The following is an 18588-nucleotide window of genomic DNA, read 5'->3' as shown; positions in this document are numbered from 1 at the left end:
TAGAGCTGGCCACCGAAAGGGCCGAGCTCAGCAGTTTGCTTGCAGCTTTTCCGCAGAAACGCGGATGCGCATCACCGCCTGAGATGGGCGAGCGGCACGTGGCCGGGTCCCTTGATGTTCTGCAGCACCAGCTGCGTGTGGACGTCGCGCACGCCGTCGAGCCGCATCAGCCTATGCATGACGAAGGCGTTGAGCTCGTCGACCGATGGCACCATGACATGCAGCAAAAAGTCGTGGTCGCCGGTCATGGTCCAGCACGACGAAACCTCGTCCATGCGCTGAACGGCTGCAATGAAGCTCTCGGGCGAGCCGTCGCTGTGGCTGACGAGGCGCACCTGGATGAATACCTCGACCATCAGGCCGACGGCGCGGCGGCTGATCACCGCGGCAAAGCCCTTGATGATGCCGGCTTCCTGCAGCGCCTCGAAGCGCCGGGCGCAGGGCGTGGTGGAGAGGCCGACCTCCTGCGCCAGCTCGGAAACGGGTTTGCGACCGTTGCGTTGCAGGACATCCAGCATCTTGATCTCGAAATCGTCGAATTGAGGCATTTTCACTCATCCGATGCGAATTGTGAGTGAATAGTATCTCGAATGTGGCGGAGGAGCCACCATCAAAACCGAATTGCCTCGGCAGATCGGGTTAGCCTTGCGGCACGTCAACCATTGATGCGAGGAGAAAACCCATGACGACGATGAGCGTTGCCGAATACGCCCGCGACTGCGCGGCGCAAGGGTTGCGCGGGGACTATTCGGTGTGCCGCGCGGATTTCACCGTGGCGCAGGCTTATGACTATTCGACCGAGGAGCAGGCGGTGTGGCGCACGCTGTGCGACCGCCAGACCAAGCTGACGCAAAAGCTCGCCCATCACTCCTATCTCGACGGTGTCGAGAAGCTCGGCCTGCTCGACCGCATCCCCGATTTCGAGGACGTCAGCACCAAACTGCGCAAGCTGACCGGCTGGGAAATCGTCGCCGTGCCGGGCCTCATCCCGGCCGCACCTTTCTTCGACCACCTCGCCAACCGCCGCTTCCCGGTCACCAACTGGCTGCGGACCAGGCAGGAACTCGACTACATCGTCGAGCCGGACATGTTCCATGACTTCTTCGGCCATGTGCCGGTCCTGTCGCAGCCGGTGTTTGCCGATTTCATGCAGATGTATGGCAAGAAGGCCGGCGACATTATTGCGCTGGGCGGCGACGAGATGATCACCCGGCTCTACTGGTACACGGCTGAATATGGCCTGATGCAGGAGGACGGCCAGAAGCTGAAGGCGTTTGGCGCCGGCCTGATGTCGTCGTTCACCGAGTTGCAGTTCGCTGTCGAGAGCAAGGACGCCCACCATGTACCGTTCGATCTGGAAACGGTGATGCGCACCGGCTACGAGATCGACAAGTTCCAGCGCGCCTATTTCGTGTTGCCGTCCTTCGACGCCTTGCGCGATGCCTTCCAGGCGGCGGATTTCGAAGCGATCGTCGCGCGCCGCAAGGGCCAACCAGCGCTCGACCCGGCGACGGTGTAATTTCGGCGGCATGGGCACAACGTCCCGGCTGGCCGAGTTCTCCTCCGCCGCCGGGACATCCCGCCATTCCTACAGAGCGTAGATGGTCCGGTTGAACTTCGTCTCCATCACCACATGGGAAGCGGTTTTGACGACGCCGCTGATTTCATTCAGGGCATTCACCTCCCGGTTCAGCTTCTCGAGCGTCTCGGCGGCAAGATGGATGATCAGATCCCATTCACCGGTTATGGCATAGACCGCCTGGATCGAGGGCATCGCCTTGATCCTTCTGGAGACGTCCGGATAGCTCTTGTTGTTCAGGGCGGCGAGGGTAAAACAGTGGACGGCGTTCTGGGCCACCGTCTTGGCCAGCCGCACGGTATAGCCTTCGATGATGCCGCCGGCCTCCAGCTTCTGGATCCGCTCCTGCAGCGCTGTCCGCGACACGCCGAGCTGTCGTGCCAGTGACGCGACCGGCTCACGCGCATTCTTCTGCATCAGCGCGAGCAACTGACGATCCTTCTCGGTCAATTCCACAAACAAAACCTCTCGCTAGATCCGCTTAGTAACCACCGCGCGATCCTATCGGCTGAACAGCCCCCGCGACAATCCGCAATACTGGCAGCGGCGAACGGAACAAGGCGAACATATCCGGCACTTTGTCGTCTCAAGGGACGCAATGACTGCGCGATCGCCATTATCCCGCATTTCGCCGGGTGGAACCCTTCTTTTTGCGACCTGACTGTCTGGGGTCACGAACGCCGGTCCATCAGGGGGAATCAGCTTCGGCTGTGATGGGCAAAACCCGAAACCGATCGGGTTGAACCCGTCGCTAAAGCGCTGAGGTTCGATGTCGGTCACTCAACCTATCAGTTCAACCACAAGGGAGGGATAACTTTGAAAAAACTGCTCGATTTAGCCGTTCTTGCCGCCGCGACATTCGCCATCACGACGGCAGCCATGGCCGGTGAAACCTTGGACCGCGTCACGTCGAAAAAGGCGATGGTCATCGCCACCAACGCGGCCTGGCCGCCGCAGAGCTTTCTCAACGACAGCAACGAACTCGCCGGTTTCGACATCGATGTCTCGCGCGAGATCGGCAAGCGGCTTGGTGTCGACGTCTCGTTCGAAACGCCCGACTGGGCGACGCTGACCGGCGGGCGCTGGCAGGGACGCTACGACCTTGGCGTCGGATCGGTCACGCCGACAAAAGCCCGCTCCAAGGTGATCGACTTTGTCGGCATCTATTATTACAGCCCCTACGTCTATGTCCTGCACAAGGACAGCGGCGCGAAGTCGGTCGCCGATCTCAACGGCAAGATCATCGGCGTCGAGACTGCCACCACCTCGGAGGATTTCATCCGCCGCAAGCTCGAAATCGACGCGCCTGGCCTGGCTCCCATCGAATACAAGCTCGAGCCGGGCGAGATCCGCACCTACGCCGATTCCATGCTTCCCTTCGATGACCTGCGGCTTGGCGACGGCGTGCGCCTGAATGCCGTGATCGCGCCGGAACAGACGGCGCAGAACGCCATCAAGAACGGCTATCCCGTGAAGATCCTGGAAGGCGAGTACGCCTTCCGCGAGCCGCTCGTCGTCATCGCCGAGAAGAAGGATCCCGAGTGGACCGCGAAGGTCGGGGGCATCATCACCGAAATGAAGACGGACGGCACGCTCGCCGCGCTGACCACGAAGTGGTACGGCAAGGACTACAGCGCCAAGTAATGTCATGCCGCCGGCTGCCTCCTCGGCAGCCGGCGGGCGTCACCCCACCTCATGAATGCCCCTCACCGCAAAGTCGTCGATGGCCTATCCGGACACCTATTACGCCCGCACCCTGACCGACCGGAAGACGCGGCCCCCGCTCAAAGGCGAGACGCGATGTGACGTGGCCGTCGTCGGCGCCGGATTGGCCGGGCTGACGACAGCGCTGCAGCTGGCGCGCGCCGGATTGCACGTCGTCGTGCTGGAAGCCCAGGTCGTCGGTTTCGGCGCTTCGGGACGCAATGGCGGCTTCGTCACGCCCGGCTTCGCCACCGGCGGCGACACTATCGCCGCACGTGTCGGCGAGGAGGCAGCGCGCGACCTGCACCGGCTGTCGATCGAAGGCATGGAATTCGTGCGCGACACCATCGAAGCGCTCGGAATATCGGCCGCCCAGCCGCGTGCCGGCCTGCTCAGCGTCTTGCGCTACGACGGCGGCGATGCGCTGAAGGCCTATGCCGACCAGATGGCACGCGACCACGGTTACGAGCTTCAATATCTGCGCGGCGAAGACGTGCGCGCGGTGCTGAAGTCGGCTCGCTACCACCAGGGCCTGCGCGACCCGAACGCCTTTCACATCCATCCGCTCAACTATCTGCGTTGCCTGGCCGACGAGATCGAGCGGCTGGGCGGCAAGATCCATGAGAGTTCCGAGGTCGTGCAATGCGACCTGTCGGGACCGCAAAAGATGCTGCGCACGAGCCAGGGCACGCTTCGGGCGCCCCAGATCGTGCTCGCGACCGGCGGCTATACCGGCCCGGTGTTCGGCCAGCTCTACCGCGCCTTTCTGCCCATCGCGACCTATGTGATGGTTTCCGAGGCGGCTCCCCGCCTCATCGCGCAAGCCGTCGCCACCACCGATGCCGTCGGCGACAACAGGCGGGCCGGCGACTATTATCGTCTGGTCGAGAGCGGCAATCGCCTTTTGTGGGGCGGGCGCATCACCACGCGTGCCGCTTCCGCCGACGCGCTGGGGCGCGAATTGCGCCGCGAAATGGTTGGCACCTATCCGCAGCTCGCCGGCCTCAAGACCGAATTGGCCTGGTCGGGGCTGATGTCCTATGCCCGACATCTGATGCCCCAGATCGGGGAGCTGCAATCAGGCGTCTGGTACTGCACCGCTTTTGGTGGCCATGGCCTCAACACCACGGCGATCGCCGGAAAAGTAGTCGCCGAGGGCATTCTGGGCGCTTCGGACCGGTATCGGCAGTTCGCGCCATTCGGACTGAGCTGGGCCGGCGGCGCCGGTGGCCTTGCCGCCGCGCAGCTCACCTACTGGAAACTGCAGGCGCAGGACTGGTGGCGGGAACGCCGCGCCACCACCAAAGACAAGGTGACGGCATGATCGGCAGGCTGATGCTCTCCCATCCAGGGCTTGCCCGCCACGCGGCGGCCGCGCTTTTTCCCGCGCTGCTGGCCGCGGCCCTCTACGCCATGGGCATCAAGTCGAGCTGGATCGGCTCGGTGATGCCGCTTGCATCCGACTGGTTGCAGGCCAATCCAGCCTTGTCGCGCGCCCTCTCGGCCGTGTTGATCGCGCTCCTGGTTCTGGTGAATTGCAAGCTGCTGCTGCTCCTGCCCCGACGCCAGCAGATCGCCGGCGTCTGGATCGAGCTGTTCGCGCTGCTGATGCTGTTCTTCTATTCCTTCGACCTCTCCTTTGCCTTCATTGCCAGGAAGGTTGGCTTCCTGATCACCCAGGGCGTCACCACGACGCTTTACATTTCGGCGATCTCGATTCTCATCGCAACGACCATCGCGCTTATCGGGGCCATCGCCAAACTGACCGGCAACGGCATCGTCTACGGGCTGGCCACCTTCTACACGTCGCTGTTTCGCGGCCTGCCGTTGCTGATGCAGATCTACATCATCTATCTCGGCCTGCCGCAGGTCGGCTATGTGATCGGCGCGGTGCCGGCCGGCATCGTGGCCCTGTCGCTGTGTTATGGCGCCTACATGACCGAGATCTTCCGCGCCGGCATCGAAAGCATCCCGCGCGGCCAAAGCGAAGGCGCCACGGCGCTCGGCCTGAGCCCCGGCCAGACCATGGCGCTGGTCATCCTGCCGCAGGCCATGCGCGTCATCATCCCGCCGACCGGCAACCAGTTCATCGCCATGCTGAAGGATTCCTCGCTGGTGTCGGTCGTCGGCGTCTGGGAGATCATGTATCTCGCCCGCACGATGGGCCAGACGGAGTTCCGCCATATCGAGATGCTGATCACCGCCTCGATGATCTATTGGATCCTGTCGATCGCGCTGGAATTCGGCCAGGCCTATCTCGAACGGCGCTTCGGCCGATCGGACCGCTAGGTAGGTTTGACGCCTAAAATCAGCGCGGCTGCGGTGCCTCGGCCTTCAGCCGCACAAGCTGGTCGCGCTGCAGGTCGAGCGCGGCGGTGACGAAGCGCCGGCTGGTGTCGCTCGCAGCCGCCGCCGTGCTGGTGCGCATCGCCCTCTATGGCTTTTGAGCCTCTCCCGGCGCCATCCTTGGCGTCGGCAGAACAGGTGGTGATCCGAGCAGGACGACGACTGCGCTCAGACCGTGATCACCTTGCTCAGATGCTCACCCAGCCGGCAGGCGAGCGCGGTGATTGTCGTCGTTGGGTTGGCTTGTCCCGACGCGCAAAAGACCGAAGAGCCGCCGACATAGAGATTGTCCATGCCATGCACCTTGCAGTTGGCGTCCACCACGCTCCTGGTGACGTCGGTGCCCATGCGCGTGCCGCCCATATGATGGTGGCCCGCCGTCTCTTCGTTGGTCGGATAATCATCGCCCTTCGAGATCCAGTCGGCAATGCGCACCCGGCCCAGGTTCTTCTGGGCAAGCGTCGTGCCGAACAGCCTCAAGCCTTCGAGAAGGGTGCGGCGTTCCAGTTCCGATTTCTTCCAGTGCAGTTCGATGCGCGGCACGCCGGCATGGTCGACCTCGGTCTTCGACAGCTCGATCTGGTTCGAAGCTAGCGGCGCCTGTTCCCAGGCGACATAAAGCTGAGCGGCGCAACGCAGGTTCTGGTCGAGCTTGCCCGACACCCATTCCGCCATGTGCGGCGCCGTACAGGCAAGATCAGCGATCAGGCTCTTGACGCCCGGATAGGGAGTCTCGATCAGCCTGATGCCGAAATTCATGATCTTGAGCCGTTCCATCGCGGCAGCCATCGGCGAGAAGAAGGCCTCCTTGACGGCATCGACCTCGAACGCGCCGTCGTCGGCCAGGATGGCATTGCCGCCCTCGAAGGTCGGATGCTCCATCCAGTAGCGGCCAAGCGCCGTCGCGTTCGGCACGACGCCGCCGTTGGAGCGCCGGTTGGACCACAAAAGCAGCCGGGAATTCTCCAGTCCGCCGGTGCAGACGATGAAATAGTCGGCGCTGAACGAGCCGGCGTCCTGCCCGTTGGACCATAATCTGGCGCCAGTCACGCGTTTGCCATCTCCGGCAAGCTCGGTGGCGTAGGTGTTGAGCACGACGGCGATGTTTTTGCTCTGGTCGAGTTGGTCGCCGAACTTTTCTGCAAACCGGACCGCCGGGCTCTTGATCAGCTGCACCCAGCGAATGTCGTCCGAGATCGGCACATCTGGCCGGAAATCTGGAAGGTCGAGGATATCGCGCACTTCCGCAAGATAGGGTTCGATGTCGGCGCGCCGGATAGGCCAGCCGGTGTCGGGTGCCCAGGCTTTCGGCTCGAAATCCTGTTTGTCGAGCACGCGACACCAACCGGCCCAGTGATTGGAACTGCCGCCCATGAACCGCAACCGCGTGATATCGAGATCGAAGTAGGAATCGCCGACCGTGGTGCCGCGGTAGAAATCCTGCGACTCGTCGCTGAATTCCCGCGAGCCGGCTTCCAGCACCACGACCGGGATGCCGGCCGCGCCAAGTTTCCTGGCGATCGTGGTGCCGGCGGGGCCGGAACCAAGGACACAGACCTTTGGCGCGAAATTGGCGGCGCGATACGCGTCGTAGCTGTCGAAGATCATGCCAGGTCGCTCCGCTTCAGGATCCAGCCATTGACCTCGACGATCTCGTCGGGATTGGCCCGGGATGAACCGGCATGGGTGGCGTCGGCATCAGGCAGCTTGCGGAACAAGGACAGGGCAGGCAGGGCGATCAGCGCCTGCACGAGCGTGCGGCGCGACATTTTTTTGATCAGGAAACTCATGACAGGCCTCTCGGCTGGGACTTCGATGCGCGTATGACATTCCCCGAACGGCACACGCATCGTCACGGAAGCCAGTATCGTGCCAAGCATGGCCTCAAGGCGGTAAAAAGCCTGACAAGCGGCACAACCGGATGCAAACAGGGTTAGAGATTTCTTAACCGGCCGGGTGTGCTGGCCAACCCGCTCATGCGGCTTCGGAAATGTCGGTATCGAGGATCGTCAGGTTGCGGCCCGCATGCTTGGCCTGGTAGAGGCGCCGGTCCGCGGCGCGCATCAGGTCCGATACGTTGACATCCTCGCCGCACACGGTGCCGCCGATGCTAACGGTCAACGGAATGGTTCGCTCATCGACGGGTCGGAAGCGGATCAGTTCGACCTCGCGACGGATCCGTTCGGCAACGCGCTTGGCCTCCTGTTCCGTGGCTCCGGTCAGAAACGCGCCGAACTCCTCGCCGCCGATCCGGCCGAGCACGTCGCCGCTGCGCACGCCGCGCTCGATGGCGCTGGCGATCAACAGCAGCGCGTCGTCCCCGGTCAGGTGACCGAAATTGTCATTGATCTTCTTGAAATGATCGGCGTCGATGATCAGCAGCGCGCCGCGGTCGGACTTGCGCCGGGAGCCGTCCAACGCGGCAAAGAAGCTTTCCCGGTTGAGCATGCCGGTCATGTCGTCGCGGCTCGCCTTTTCCGCCAGGCGGCGGTGCGCCGCGGCGAGTTGGGCATGGGCACGGGCCAATTCGCGATGGGCATTTTTCAACCTGTCGCTCTGCCAGAACGTGCCGGCGCATGCCGTCCAGGCAAGGACCAGCGGACAGACCGTCGACGTCAGCCAGATCGTGCGCGTGACCGGGAATCCCATCGCTGGGACTATGATCAATGTCAGCAGGAGCGAGGCAGCGACGGAGGCGAAGGCGATGGCGGCGGATTTGAGAATAATGCTGTTCATCGCGGGCTCCCCACAGGACTTGTCTCTGTGCCAGCAAGCCCTGAAGGCCACCTTTCCGGGATGGCTAAAATTTGAATCGTGGGGCCATTTCCGCCACTCTCGACGCGCATAAGTTGTGGATAAAGTCCCTTTCAGAATCCCTGTTTCATGCCATAAGGAGCGCATGACCACGCTTCCCGATCCCGCCCGCTTCGCCCATGTCACCGACTGGGTGTTCGACCTCGACAACACGCTCTACCCGCATCACTCGAATCTGTTCTCGCAGATCGACGTCAAGATGACCGCCTATGTCGGGGAACTGCTGGCGCTGCCGCGCGAGGAGGCGCGCAAGCTGCAGAAGGAGCTCTATCGCGAATACGGCACGACGCTGAACGGACTGATGACGCGCCACGGCATCGATCCCGACGACTTTCTGGAGAAGGTCCATGACATCGACTATTCGTGGCTGGTGCCCGATCCTGTTCTCGGCACCGCCATCCGCCAGCTTCCCGGCCGCAAGTTCATCTTCACCAATGGCGACCGCAGGCATGCCGAGCGCACCGCGCGCCAACTTGGCATCCTCGACCATTTCGACGACATTTTCGATATCGTCGCTGCCGGCCTCAATCCCAAGCCGGCGCGCCAGACCTACGAGAAGTTCGCCGAACTGCACGCCGTCACCGGCCACAATGCGGTGATGTTCGAGGACCTCGCCCGCAACCTGGCCGTGCCGAAGTCGCTGGGCATGACCACGGTTCTCGTGGTGCCGCGCAATTTCGAGCCGACCTTCTCGGAAATCTGGGAACGCGACCCGGCGCAGGAAGACGTCGACTACGTCACCGACGATCTCGCGGAATTTTTGACGGGAATAGTGAGTAGTGAGTAGTGAGTAGTGAGTAGTGGAGGAGCACACCTTTCGCTCGCTCACTACTGACTAATCCCTACTCACTAATTCCTACTGCCTACTCACTCACTCACTCCCTAGCTTGTAGAAGCGGCTGATGATGCCCCAGGCTTCGTCGGCTGTGTCGACGAAATCGATGATGTCCTGGTCGCCCGGGCTGATCGTGCCCTGCTCGGCGAGGAAGTCGAGGTCGATTGCCCGCTTCCAGAAGGACTTGCCGAACAGGATCACCGGCACGCGCTCCATGCGCCCGGTCTGGATCAGCGTCAGCGTCTCGAAGAACTCGTCCATCGTGCCGAAGCCGCCGGGAAACACCGCCACGGCCTTGGCGCGCATGACGAAGTGCATCTTGCGGATCGCGAAATAGTGGAAGTTGAAACAGAGCTCCGGCGTCACATAGGGGTTCGGCGCCTGCTCGTGCGGCAGCACGATGTTGAGTCCGATCGACGGCGCGCCGACATCGTCGGCGCCGCGGTTTCCCGCTTCCATGACGCCCGGACCGCCACCGGTCACCACCACATATTCGCGATAATATGACGTGGCCGACTGCTGCGAGCAGAGGCGGGCGAATTTGCGCGCCTCCTCGTAATATTTGCTGTTTTCCTCAAGGTTCTTCTTCTGCATCTCGTTCTTGGCCGCCCAGGCCTCGCCGCCGGGCTCCGGCAGGCGCGCGCCGCCGAACAGGATCACGGTCGAACGAATGCCGCGCTCGGCGAGGATCATTTCCGGCTTCAGCAGTTCCAGTTGCAGCCTGACGGCGCGCAGCTCGCGCCGGGTCATGAAGTCGGGATCGTTCCAGGCCAGGCGGTAGGTCTCGGCCCGCGTTTGCGGCGTGTCCGGCACGCTTTTCGACCGCTCCAGATCCTCATCCGAGTGCGGCAGCGGCGTCCATCCCGCCTTTTCCATGGGAGTCATCGAATCCACCCGTCCATTCCTTTACTTGCGCCGTCCCATGACGCTGGCGCGATTGACCCCCATTCCACCTTAACATAGGGTCCGCGCGACTTTTAAACAGGTTAAGGCGCAGCCCTTAACAGCTTGGTAATGGAGCAAATTCATGTCGAAGCCCGATCTGGCGAGCCTCGAAAAGACCATCGACAGGGCCTTCGAGGAACGCGACGCCATTTCGACCGCGACCCGCGGCGAGGTGCGCGACGCCATCCAGTCGGCACTCGACCTGCTCGACCGCGGCACCGCCCGCGTCGCCGAGCGGCAGGCCGACGGCAAGTGGCATGTCAACCAGTGGCTGAAGAAGGCGGTGCTGCTCTCCTTCCGGCTCAATCCGATGGAGATCATCAAGGGCGGCCCCGGCGAGGCCGTGTGGTGGGACAAGGTGGCGTCCAAGTTCGACGGGTGGGGCGCCGTCGATTTCGAGAAGGCGGGCTTCCGCGCCGTGCCGTCGTCGATCGTGCGCCGTTCGGCCTATGTCGCGCCGGGCGCGGTTTTGATGCCGTCCTTCGTCAATGTCGGCGCCTATGTCGATAGCGGCACCATGGTCGATACCTGGGCCTCGGTCGGCTCCTGCGCCCAGATCGGCAAGAACGTGCACCTTTCGGGCGGCGTCGGCATCGGCGGCGTGCTGGAGCCGATGCAGGCCGGCCCCACCATCATCGAGGACAATTGCTTCATCGGGGCGCGTTCCGAAGTGGTCGAGGGCTGCATCGTGCGCGAAGGCTCCGTTCTGGGCATGGGCGTCTTCATCGGCCAGTCGACCAAGATCGTCGACCGCGCCACCGGCGAGATCTTCTATGGCGAGGTGCCGCCGAATTCCGTGGTCGTCGCCGGCTCGCTACCGGGCAAGGCATTTCCAAACAACGAGCCGGGCCCAGGTCTCTACTGCGCCGTCATCGTCAAGCGGGTCGACGCCAAGACCCGGTCCAAAACCTCGATCAACGAATTGCTGCGCGATTGATCTTTCCGCCGGGCAGGCGCACCTTCCGCCGGCGCGACAATCGGTCGCGCTGGTTCAACTGGAGGGGTGACATGGACTGGAAATATCTGCTCACAAGCTTTGATGGCCGCATCAACCGGGGCAAGTTCTGGGCCGGCATCGGCGTATTCATCGTTATCGGCATTATTGCTTTCATTCTCGATGCGATCCTCGGCACGCGTTTCACCACGGCCAGCGGTGCCCAGATCGGCATCATCGGCATCCTCTTCGCGCTGGCATCGATCTATTTCGCGATTGCCCTCTATGCCAAACGCTGGCACGACCGCAACAAGTCGGGCTGGTGGACGCTGATCGGCTTCGTACCCGTCATCGGTGGCATCTGGCTGCTGGTCGAACTCGGCATTCTCGAAGGCACCAGGGGTGCCAATCAATATGGATCGGACCCGCTTGCCTGAAAGATCGGATCTCAACTGGCTTTTCTTCAAGACCTCGGGCCGCGTCAGCCGCGCGGCCTATTTTCTCGGCGGGTTGCTCGTCGCCATCATCCAGGCATTTCCGCTGTACCGCTTCACGCTGGTGCCGGAGGGTTCGGCCGAGAGCAACATGTGGTCGTTCATCTTCTTCATCGCCTTCATCGCCTCGCTGTGGTCGAACATCGCGCTGGCGGTGAAGCGGCTGCACGACCTCGACAAGCCGGGTATCGCAGCGCTGATCCTGTTCGTGCCGGTCGTCTCGATCGTCGCCTTCCTTGTGTTGTGCCTGTTTCCAGGGCAGCCTGGACCCAACCGTTATGGCCGGCGCACCAACGAGCCGGCAGAATCAAAGAAATAGAGCATGACGTCGTCGGAAAACCGCTTCACACTTTCGGCATCATGCCCTAGGGGGCCGATCGGATCGCCATGCGCTACCGCACGCTTGATCCGAAACTGATCATCGAAACCGCCGAGCGGCTGGAAGGGCGTGTGGCCGACCGTTTTCCGGAGGCCGGGTTGCGCGGCGTTGCCGCCGAACTTGTGTCGCTGTCGCGCGATCTGGCCAAGGCCGCCAAGGCCCTGGAAGCGCCTATCTGGTGGCTGCGTGGCATCATCGTCGCCGCCGTCATCGCGGGCGCGCTGATCTTCCTGTTCGTCGGCACCATCCTGCCGCTCATTCACATCTCCCAGGCCGACGACGCGGTCCAGTCGGTGCAAGGCATCGAAGCCACGATCAACATGATCATCCTCGCCGTGCTCGGCTTCCTGGCCCTGATCCGCACCGAGGAGCGCATCAAGCGCAAGCAGGTGTTTCGCCAGTTGCACGGCCTCAGATCGCTGATCCATGTCATCGACATGCACCAGTTGACCAAGGATCCGGCGGCGCTGTCGGCCAGCTTCAAGCCGACGGCGCATTCGCCGGCCCGTCTCACCAATGCCGCGGATCTCGCGCGCTATCTCGACTATTGCTCCGAAATGCTGTCGATCACCGGCAAGATCGCGGCGCTGTTCGCCCAATCCGTCAATGACGCCGTCGTCATCGACGGCGTCAACGACATCGAGAACCTGGCGTCCAACCTGTCGCGCAAGATCTGGCAGAAGATCACGTTGATCGACGGCCGGACGGCGGCGCCACAACCTTCCCCGGCACCAGGCTTGGCGAGCCAAGCCGCTCGGCTTCCGCCGCGCGCACCAGCGCGCTGATAAGCTGGACCGTCGGCGCCGGCGTACCGGCTTTTTCAGCGAGCCGCAAAACAGCGCCCTGCAAGTCGTCGATCTCGGTCGACCGGCCACGCTGCAGATCGTCCCACATCGACGAGCGCGCCTCGAGATCGATCGCCAGCATGCGCCGGGCCAGGAGCTTGAACAGCCAGTCGGGCAACCTGAGCACCTTCGGCAGCAGCGTCGGGCGCAGGCCGGCGATCCGCGCCGGCTCGATGCCGGAGGCTTTCATCGCCAGCAAGGCCTCGTCGATCTGGCTGGCCAGGATCAGCCGCCAGCGCCGGTCAGCGAGTTCAGTTGCCAGCGGCAGGCCTGACAGCGCCACCAGCGCATTGTTCAGGTTCATCAGAAGCTTGCCCCACAGCACGGCCTTCATATCGCCACGCGTTTCGACAGCCAGGCCTTCGGTGTCGAGAAGATCGGCAAGGCCGGCATTGCCTTCTTCGACCATAACCTTGCCGTCGCTGGCGCGGTGGACGCGCAACGGCAGCTCTCCATCGGCTGATTGCACGACATTGAACGGCACCATGCCAGCCAGCACCGTTCGCTGGCCAAGTGCCGCGCGCAGCCTGTCAGCGTTGTCGACGCCGTTCTGCAGGCTCACCACCACGGCATCGGGACGGGCATGGGCTTTGACGAGTGCCGCCATTTCCCGCGTCGCGCCACTCTTGACGGTGACCAGGATCACATCGGCCTCCGGCAAGGCCGCGGCCGGATCGGTGGTGACGGCAAGCTCTGCCGGCTTGATCAGGCGATCGCGGCCCTCGAGGTCGCTGACGCGCAATCCGCCCTGCCGCAGCGCTGCCTCGATGCGCGGCCTGGCAAGCAGGACAACCTGCCGCCCGGCGAGCGCCACGCAGCCGCCGGCATAACAGCCAATGCTGCCGGCGCCGGCAATGACGATCCTTTTTTCGCCGTTTGCCATCTCTTACTCCGCATCAGCCAGAACTATACGACATGAAAACCATAATGTCGGCGGTATCGTCGGCCATCGGCTTGGCCCTATGTCTGGCCGTGACAGGCCATTCGCTTTCGACTATCGCTTTTGCCATGACGCTGCCGACTGACCCCGCCGCAAACCTTGCCTCTCTCATCCGCTGTGCCTCGGTGACACCAGCCGAAGGCGGCGCGCTGAGCGCGCTGGAGGCGATGCTGAAGCCGCTCGGCTTCCTGGTCGATCGGCCGGTGTTCTCCGAAGACGGCACGCCCGACATCGAGAACCTCTATGCACGGCGCTCCGGCAATGGCCCGCATCTGATGTTCGCGGGTCATACCGACGTGGTGCCGGTCGGCGACGAAGCCGCCTGGACGCATCCGCCTTTCGCCGCCGACATCGCCAACGGCGAAATGTACGGCCGCGGCGCGGTCGACATGAAGGGCGGCATTGCCTGCTTCATCGCCGCGGTGGCGCGCCACGTCGAGGCGAATGGTGGCCCGAAGGGCTCGGTCTCGCTGCTGATCACCGGCGACGAGGAAGGGCCTGCCATCAACGGCACGGTCAAGCTGCTCGAATGGGCCGCGTCCAAAGGCGAGAAATGGGACGCCTCGATCGTCGGCGAGCCGACCAATCCGGACACGCTCGGCGACATGATCAAGATCGGCAGGCGCGGCTCGATGTCGGGTAGCATCACCGTCAATGGCCGCCAGGGCCATGCCGCTTATCCGCAGCTTGCCGACAACCCGGTGCGCGGCCTGATGAGCCTGGTGGACGCCTTGCTGCATCCCGTCTTCGACAAGGGAACCAAGGATTTCCAGCCGACCAACCTCGAGGTGACCTCCATCGATGTCGGCAACCCGGCCACCAACGTCATTCCCGCCAAGGCAACCGCCACCTTCAACATCCGCTTCAACGACAGCTGGACGGCCGAGACGGTCCAGGCGGAAATCCACAACCGCCTCGATCAGGCGGCTGGGCGCAAGAAATACCGGCCGGGCAAGAAGACGCCAGTCGACTATGAGCTGGTCTGGCGCGACCGGCCGAGCCACGTCTTCCTGACCCGCGACGACAGGCTGGTCGAGACGCTGAGCGGCTCGGTCAAGGCGGTGGTCGGCAAAAAGCCGGCGCTATCCACCTCCGGCGGCACATCGGATGCGCGCTTCATCAAGGATTATTGCCCGGTGGTCGAATTCGGCCTGGTCGGCAAGACCATGCACATGGTCGACGAGCGCGTGGCCATCGCCGATCTGGAAACGCTGACGCGGATCTACCAGCGCTTCATCGACGACTGGTTCGGACAGGGCTGATCAGCATGCTTTCGGCGGACGAAACCCAAGCTTCGCTGACCGGCGCCTGGCGGCTGATGCTCGGCAAGGCCGACGGCCTGCGCCTGCTCGACCTCACGGCCGACGGCTTCTGGAATTCGTTCTTCGCCATCATCGTCGCGGCACCGGCGCTGATCGTCGGCTGGGTCGGCATCGCCAACGAGATCGGCGATCCCGATGCCTTCGCCGGCCGCTTCAGCATGCTGGTGCGACTGGCGACAGTCGATATCGGCTCCTGGGTACTGCCGCTGGTGGCGCTCGCCTTGGTGGCGCGGCGCGCCGGCATCGGCGGGCGCTTCGTCCACTATGTCGTGGCCAGCAACTGGGCCTCGGCGATCACCGCCTGGCTGATGCTGCCTTCGGCGCTGATCAGGCTTTTCCTGTCCTCGGCAAGCCAGGTCTCGAGCCTTGTGTCGCTGCTGTTATTTTCCCTGTCGATGGTGCTGACCTGGCGCATGACCAACGCGACGATCGGCAGGGGCGCTGCCTTCGGCACCGCCGTTTTCGTCGGCATGTTCGTCGCTTCGCTGCTGGTGCTGTTCGGGCTGCAGATGCTGCTTGGCATCTCCGTGCCGGACGATGTCGGAGCCCAGAGCCTTTCCGGGCTTTATCCTGGATAGAACCAGGGGTTCTACCCGGGAGAACCAGGGTTCTACCCGGGATAATCGACGCCAATGAGAAAAAGCCCGTCGGGCGGCGCCACTTGGCCGCAGGCGGCGCGGTTTCGCGCCTCGAGCGCCGCCTTGAGGTCGCCCGATGTCCAGCCGCCGTCGCCGACCCGCTTCAGCGAGCCGACCATCGAGCGCACCTGGTTGTGCAGGAAGGATCGTGCCGATGCCCTCACCTCGATCAGATCATCGCCCGCCCGGCTCACATCGAGCCGCTCCAATGTCCTGATCGGGCTGTTAGCCTGGCACTGCGTCGAGCGGAAGGTGGTGAAGTCGTGCCGGCCGAGCAGGAGCTTCGCCGCCTCGTGCATGGCGGCGGCATCGAGCCGCTTCGGCACCCACCACACCTTACCCTTGTCCAGCGCCGAGGGCGCCCGCCGGTTGAGGATGCGGTAGAGATAGTGCCGGCCGATGGCGGAGAAACGGGCATCGAAATCGTCCGGGACGATCATGGCCTTCAGGATGACGATGCGCGCGCCGGCCGCCTGCAGGTGTGCATTGATGGCATCGCGCACCTTGTCGTCGGGCCACGCCTTGGCAAGGTCGACATGCGCCACCTGCGCGGTCGCGTGCACGCCGGCATCGGTGCGGCCGGCGGCCCGCAGCCGGATCGCCTCGCCGCAGAATTTCTCGATCGCCTGCTCGATCGCCTGCTGCACCGAAGGCTGGTCGGCCTGATGCTGCCAGCCGGCAAACAGGCTGCCGTCATATTCGATATCGAGGCGAAAACGCGGCATGCCGGTCGGCTATACGCCCCCGCCTAGGCGGCGAGAGCGGTGAAGGCGGAGGCGTAGACCAGCCTGCCGGATTCGGGAGCTTCGCCCCAGGCCAGCGCCTGCAGCGCCTCGCCCTGGTATTCGCTTTCGAACTTTTCTGCGCGGGCGTGGCTATAGCCGAAACGGCCGTAATAGGCCGGATCGCCCAGCACGACGGCCAGTGTCTCGCCGGCGTCCTTGAGCCGGATATGAGCCTCGCGGATCAAGGCGCCGCCGATGCCGGAGCCGTGAAAGGAAGGCTCCACCGCCAGCGGCGCAAGCGCCACGGCGGCAAAGCTCTTGCCGCCGTTCTGCACGAACAGCCGCGAAAACAGGATATGGCCGACGGCCTGGCCGTCCTCTTCCGCCACCAGTTCGACGACGGCGTCACCGCCGGTCACCAACGCGTCGACCAGTCCGGCCTCCGTCTGCTGGCCGAAAGCGTGTTCCTCGACGAGGCGGATGGCCTCGCGGTCCCGCGGCGTCGCCGCGCGTATCGACATCATGCTCATGAGAATTTCAGTCCTTTTTCGATCTTGGCTCCGCGCAGGAATTCCGACGCGGCGGCGGGCTTTCCGCCCGCACGTTGAACTTCGACCAGCCTGACCGCGCCTTTTCCGCAGGCGACTGTCAGCCGGTCATCGAGAATTCCTCCCGACTCGCCCAAATCTTCCGAAGGCGACACGCCTTCGGATAGCGTCGAGCGAAGCAGTTTCAGCCGTTCCATACGGCCGCCAATTTCAATCTCGGACCAGGCGCCGGGAAACGGCGACAGGCCACGAATGTGATTGTGAACCTCGGCCGCGGGCCGTGTCCACTCCACGCGCGTCTCGGATTTATCGATTTTCCTGGCGTAAGTCACCCCTTCGGCCGCCTGCGCGGTAAATGCCAGGGTGTTCTGTTCCAGCCGCGCCAACGCTTCCACCATCAGGGCAGCGCCGACACTCATCAACCGATCATGCAGATCGCCGGCTGTCATATCGGGGCCGATGGCGCATTTTTCAACCAGTCCCACCGGGCCGGTATCCAGCCCCGCCTCCATGCGCATCACCATCATGCCGGTCTCGGTATCTCCAGCCATGATGGCGCGCTGGATCGGCGCGGCGCCACGCCAGCGCGGCAAAAGCGATGCGTGGCCGTTGACGCAGCCAAGCCGGGGTGCGTCAAGAATTGCCTTGGGCAACAGCAATCCATAGGCGACGACCACGGCGATATCGCCGCCGAGGTCGGCAAAAGCGGCCTGCTCGGCCTCGCTTTTCAACGATGCCGGTGTTCGCGCCTCGATGCCAAGCCGCCCGGCCTCGCGCTGCACCGGTGACGGCGTCAGTTCCAACCCGCGCCGGCCGGCGGCGCGCGGTGGCTGCGTGTAGACGGCTGAAATCTCGTGGCCAGCCTCGGCGATGGCGCGCAGCGTCGGCACCGAAAACTCCGGCGTGCCCATGAAGATGACGCGAAGGGGCATTGCCCTATCCCACCAGCTTGCCTGGCGCCTTGTCCCTGGCGAGCTTCTTGAACTTCTTCACCACCATGTCGCGCTTCAGCTTCGAGATGTGGTCGATGAACAGCACGCCGTTGAGGTGGTCGATTTCGTGCTGCAGGCAGGTTGCCATCAGCCCCTCGGCCTCGATCTCCTGCAGCTTGCCGTCACGGTCCAGATATTTGACCCTCACCGAAGCCGGGCGCTCGACCTCGGCATAGTAATCAGGGATCGACAGACAGCCTTCCTCGTAGACGGACCGCGCGTCGGCGCTTTCGAGAATTTCCGGGTTGATGAAGACGTGTGGCGCCGAGGTTTCGTCTTCCTTGGCGAGATCGATCACCAGCATGCGCAGAGGCTCGCCGACCTGGATTGCCGCCAACCCGATGCCGGGTGCGTCATACATGGTTGCCAGCATATCGTCGGCCAGTTTGCGTACCGGCGCGTCGACGCGCTCCACCGGCTTGGAGACCTGGCGCAGGATGGGATCGGGAAGAATGATAAGCGGCTTGATCGGCATGGCGTTTCACCTAAGACCTCAATAGAAAGGCGTCAACCGGTGCGCCTGCGCCTCGTTCACGTTTTGATCTGTG

At 63.5% G+C, this 18588-nt stretch carries 22 protein-coding genes; 11 read left to right on the top strand and 11 right to left on the bottom strand.

The genetic code is table 11. The features are described from left to right. Positions 1-71 precede the first annotated feature (71 nt). Positions 72-548, bottom strand: a complete 477-nt coding sequence (locus tag FJ936_RS00710; RefSeq protein ID WP_015314412.1) for an Lrp/AsnC family transcriptional regulator — start codon at positions 546-548, stop codon at positions 72-74. Positions 549-682: 134 nt separating this feature from the next. Between FJ936_RS00710 and phhA the strand changes: the two genes are divergently transcribed. Beyond that, positions 683-1519 carry a phenylalanine 4-monooxygenase gene (gene phhA, locus FJ936_RS00705; RefSeq protein ID WP_141906004.1) on the top strand — a complete coding sequence of 279 codons (837 nt, stop codon included), beginning with the start codon at positions 683-685 and terminating at the stop codon, positions 1517-1519. A gap of 69 nt (positions 1520-1588) precedes the next feature. Here phhA and FJ936_RS00700 read toward each other — a convergent pair whose 3' ends face one another. After that, the gene (locus FJ936_RS00700; RefSeq protein ID WP_210161497.1) at positions 1589-2035 is read right to left on the bottom strand and encodes an Lrp/AsnC family transcriptional regulator; all 447 of its coding nucleotides are present in this window, start codon (positions 2033-2035) and stop codon (positions 1589-1591) included. 423 nt (positions 2036-2458) lie between these two features. On the opposite strand from FJ936_RS00700, the gene FJ936_RS00695 reads away from it, so the two are divergent. The 3 genes from FJ936_RS00695 (at position 2459) to FJ936_RS00685 (ending at position 5572) form a co-directional block, all read left to right on the top strand. Then, positions 2459-3223 carry a transporter substrate-binding domain-containing protein gene (locus FJ936_RS00695; RefSeq protein WP_246671829.1) on the top strand — a complete coding sequence of 255 codons (765 nt, stop codon included), beginning with the start codon at positions 2459-2461 and terminating at the stop codon, positions 3221-3223. Positions 3224-3302: 79 nt separating this feature from the next. Next, positions 3303-4607, top strand: coding sequence for an FAD-binding oxidoreductase (locus tag FJ936_RS00690; protein ID WP_141906003.1), 1305 nt, complete (start codon positions 3303-3305; stop codon positions 4605-4607). Continuing rightward, positions 4604-5572, top strand: a complete 969-nt coding sequence (locus tag FJ936_RS00685) for an amino acid ABC transporter permease (protein ID WP_141906002.1) — start codon at positions 4604-4606, stop codon at positions 5570-5572. Before FJ936_RS00690 ends, FJ936_RS00685 begins: the two co-directional genes overlap by 4 nt. 225 nt (positions 5573-5797) lie before the next feature. On the opposite strand, the gene FJ936_RS00675 is transcribed toward FJ936_RS00685, so the two are convergent. From FJ936_RS00675 to FJ936_RS00665, 3 genes are all read right to left on the bottom strand, one after another. Further along, positions 5798-7237 (bottom strand): GMC family oxidoreductase, encoded by a 1440-nt coding sequence (locus FJ936_RS00675; RefSeq protein WP_141906001.1) that lies wholly within the window; start codon positions 7235-7237, stop codon positions 5798-5800. Further along, positions 7234-7419 (bottom strand): hypothetical protein, encoded by a 186-nt coding sequence (locus FJ936_RS00670; RefSeq protein WP_140615216.1) that lies wholly within the window; start codon positions 7417-7419, stop codon positions 7234-7236. Before FJ936_RS00670 ends, FJ936_RS00675 begins: the two co-directional genes overlap by 4 nt. 184 nt (positions 7420-7603) lie before the next feature. Continuing rightward, positions 7604-8365, bottom strand: coding sequence for a GGDEF domain-containing protein (locus tag FJ936_RS00665; RefSeq protein WP_140615443.1), 762 nt, complete (start codon positions 8363-8365; stop codon positions 7604-7606). Between the two features lie 163 nt (positions 8366-8528). Here FJ936_RS00665 and FJ936_RS00660 point away from each other — a divergent pair, with 163 nt between their 5' ends. Further along, positions 8529-9230: a pyrimidine 5'-nucleotidase gene (locus FJ936_RS00660; protein ID WP_141906000.1), complete on the top strand. Its 702-nt coding sequence runs from the start codon at positions 8529-8531 to the stop codon at positions 9228-9230. A gap of 84 nt (positions 9231-9314) precedes the next feature. Here the strand turns inward: FJ936_RS00660 and FJ936_RS00655 are convergent, their stop codons facing one another. After that, positions 9315-10163 (bottom strand): LOG family protein, encoded by an 849-nt coding sequence (locus FJ936_RS00655; protein WP_015314426.1) that lies wholly within the window; start codon positions 10161-10163, stop codon positions 9315-9317. A gap of 142 nt (positions 10164-10305) precedes the next feature. Here FJ936_RS00655 and dapD point away from each other — a divergent pair, with 142 nt between their 5' ends. From dapD to FJ936_RS00635, 4 genes are all read left to right on the top strand, one after another. Beyond that, positions 10306-11160, top strand: a complete 855-nt coding sequence (gene dapD / locus FJ936_RS00650; protein WP_015314427.1) for a 2,3,4,5-tetrahydropyridine-2,6-dicarboxylate N-succinyltransferase — start codon at positions 10306-10308, stop codon at positions 11158-11160. A gap of 71 nt (positions 11161-11231) precedes the next feature. Beyond that, entirely contained in the window at positions 11232-11594 is a 363-nt protein-coding gene (locus FJ936_RS00645) for a DUF805 domain-containing protein (protein WP_140711703.1), read from the top strand. After that, the gene (locus FJ936_RS00640; protein ID WP_027143826.1) at positions 11587-11970 is read left to right on the top strand and encodes a DUF805 domain-containing protein; all 384 of its coding nucleotides are present in this window, start codon (positions 11587-11589) and stop codon (positions 11968-11970) included. The genes FJ936_RS00645 and FJ936_RS00640 overlap by 8 nt, the downstream gene beginning before the upstream one ends. Before the next feature lie 68 nt (positions 11971-12038). Further along, the gene (locus FJ936_RS00635; protein ID WP_140824198.1) at positions 12039-12815 is read left to right on the top strand and encodes a hypothetical protein; all 777 of its coding nucleotides are present in this window, start codon (positions 12039-12041) and stop codon (positions 12813-12815) included. On the opposite strand, the gene FJ936_RS00630 is transcribed toward FJ936_RS00635, so the two are convergent. Continuing rightward, positions 12715-13758, bottom strand: a complete 1044-nt coding sequence (locus FJ936_RS00630; protein WP_141905999.1) for a 2-dehydropantoate 2-reductase — start codon at positions 13756-13758, stop codon at positions 12715-12717. The two genes, FJ936_RS00635 and FJ936_RS00630, sit on opposite strands and share 101 nt — an antisense overlap. Before the next feature lie 125 nt (positions 13759-13883). Between FJ936_RS00630 and dapE the strand changes: the two genes are divergently transcribed. Both dapE and FJ936_RS00620 read left to right on the top strand, forming a co-directional pair. Next, entirely contained in the window at positions 13884-15077 is a 1194-nt protein-coding gene (dapE, locus tag FJ936_RS00625) for a succinyl-diaminopimelate desuccinylase (RefSeq protein ID WP_015314432.1), read from the top strand. 5 nt (positions 15078-15082) lie between these two features. Next, on the top strand, positions 15083-15715 hold the full coding sequence (locus FJ936_RS00620; RefSeq protein ID WP_015314433.1) for a hypothetical protein: 633 nt from the start codon (positions 15083-15085) through the stop codon (positions 15713-15715). A gap of 32 nt (positions 15716-15747) precedes the next feature. Here the strand turns inward: FJ936_RS00620 and truA are convergent, their stop codons facing one another. Genes truA through def form a run of 4 tightly spaced genes read right to left on the bottom strand, consistent with a single transcriptional unit; the run spans position 15748 to position 18515 of the window. After that, complete coding sequence (gene truA / locus FJ936_RS00615) at positions 15748-16500, bottom strand: tRNA pseudouridine(38-40) synthase TruA (protein ID WP_141905998.1); 753 nt, start codon at positions 16498-16500, stop codon at positions 15748-15750. Positions 16501-16523: 23 nt separating this feature from the next. Next, complete coding sequence (locus FJ936_RS00610; RefSeq protein WP_141905997.1) at positions 16524-17030, bottom strand: N-acetyltransferase; 507 nt, start codon at positions 17028-17030, stop codon at positions 16524-16526. Continuing rightward, positions 17027-17980, bottom strand: coding sequence for a methionyl-tRNA formyltransferase (gene fmt / locus FJ936_RS00605; RefSeq protein WP_140660150.1), 954 nt, complete (start codon positions 17978-17980; stop codon positions 17027-17029). The genes FJ936_RS00610 and fmt overlap by 4 nt, the downstream gene beginning before the upstream one ends. 4 nt (positions 17981-17984) lie before the next feature. After that, positions 17985-18515, bottom strand: a complete 531-nt coding sequence (def, locus tag FJ936_RS00600; RefSeq protein ID WP_141905996.1) for a peptide deformylase — start codon at positions 18513-18515, stop codon at positions 17985-17987. Positions 18516-18588 lie beyond the last annotated feature (73 nt).

This window comes from Mesorhizobium sp. B2-4-13 (genome assembly GCF_006658535.1).
GTDB lineage: Bacteria > Pseudomonadota > Alphaproteobacteria > Rhizobiales > Rhizobiaceae > Mesorhizobium > Mesorhizobium australicum.
The sequence above is the reverse complement of the archived record's forward strand: the minus strand, read 5'-3'. Positions and strand labels throughout refer to the sequence as shown.

What these genes read in the sequence shown, in the direction of transcription:
- FJ936_RS00710 (WP_015314412.1), bottom strand. Translation starts at nt 548, where the DNA reads ATGCCTCAATTCGACGATTTCGAGATCAAGATGCTGGATGTCCTGCAA.
- phhA (WP_141906004.1), top strand. Translation starts at nt 683, where the DNA reads ATGACGACGATGAGCGTTGCCGAATACGCCCGCGACTGCGCGGCGCAA.
- FJ936_RS00695 (WP_246671829.1), top strand. Translation starts at nt 2,459, where the DNA reads ATGGCCGGTGAAACCTTGGACCGCGTCACGTCGAAAAAGGCGATGGTC.
- FJ936_RS00690 (WP_141906003.1), top strand. Translation starts at nt 3,303, where the DNA reads ATGGCCTATCCGGACACCTATTACGCCCGCACCCTGACCGACCGGAAG.
- FJ936_RS00685 (WP_141906002.1), top strand. Translation starts at nt 4,604, where the DNA reads ATGATCGGCAGGCTGATGCTCTCCCATCCAGGGCTTGCCCGCCACGCG.
- FJ936_RS00675 (WP_141906001.1), bottom strand. Translation starts at nt 7,237, where the DNA reads ATGATCTTCGACAGCTACGACGCGTATCGCGCCGCCAATTTCGCGCCA.
- FJ936_RS00670 (WP_140615216.1), bottom strand. Translation starts at nt 7,419, where the DNA reads ATGAGTTTCCTGATCAAAAAAATGTCGCGCCGCACGCTCGTGCAGGCG.
- FJ936_RS00665 (WP_140615443.1), bottom strand. Translation starts at nt 8,365, where the DNA reads ATGAACAGCATTATTCTCAAATCCGCCGCCATCGCCTTCGCCTCCGTC.
- FJ936_RS00660 (WP_141906000.1), top strand. Translation starts at nt 8,529, where the DNA reads ATGACCACGCTTCCCGATCCCGCCCGCTTCGCCCATGTCACCGACTGG.
- FJ936_RS00655 (WP_015314426.1), bottom strand. Translation starts at nt 10,163, where the DNA reads ATGACTCCCATGGAAAAGGCGGGATGGACGCCGCTGCCGCACTCGGAT.
- dapD (WP_015314427.1), top strand. Translation starts at nt 10,306, where the DNA reads ATGTCGAAGCCCGATCTGGCGAGCCTCGAAAAGACCATCGACAGGGCC.
- FJ936_RS00645 (WP_140711703.1), top strand. Translation starts at nt 11,232, where the DNA reads ATGGACTGGAAATATCTGCTCACAAGCTTTGATGGCCGCATCAACCGG.
- FJ936_RS00635 (WP_140824198.1), top strand. Translation starts at nt 12,039, where the DNA reads ATGCGCTACCGCACGCTTGATCCGAAACTGATCATCGAAACCGCCGAG.
- FJ936_RS00630 (WP_141905999.1), bottom strand. Translation starts at nt 13,758, where the DNA reads ATGGCAAACGGCGAAAAAAGGATCGTCATTGCCGGCGCCGGCAGCATT.
- dapE (WP_015314432.1), top strand. Translation starts at nt 13,884, where the DNA reads ATGACGCTGCCGACTGACCCCGCCGCAAACCTTGCCTCTCTCATCCGC.
- FJ936_RS00620 (WP_015314433.1), top strand. Translation starts at nt 15,083, where the DNA reads ATGCTTTCGGCGGACGAAACCCAAGCTTCGCTGACCGGCGCCTGGCGG.
- truA (WP_141905998.1), bottom strand. Translation starts at nt 16,500, where the DNA reads ATGCCGCGTTTTCGCCTCGATATCGAATATGACGGCAGCCTGTTTGCC.
- FJ936_RS00610 (WP_141905997.1), bottom strand. Translation starts at nt 17,030, where the DNA reads ATGAGCATGATGTCGATACGCGCGGCGACGCCGCGGGACCGCGAGGCC.
- fmt (WP_140660150.1), bottom strand. Translation starts at nt 17,980, where the DNA reads ATGCCCCTTCGCGTCATCTTCATGGGCACGCCGGAGTTTTCGGTGCCG.
- def (WP_141905996.1), bottom strand. Translation starts at nt 18,515, where the DNA reads ATGCCGATCAAGCCGCTTATCATTCTTCCCGATCCCATCCTGCGCCAG.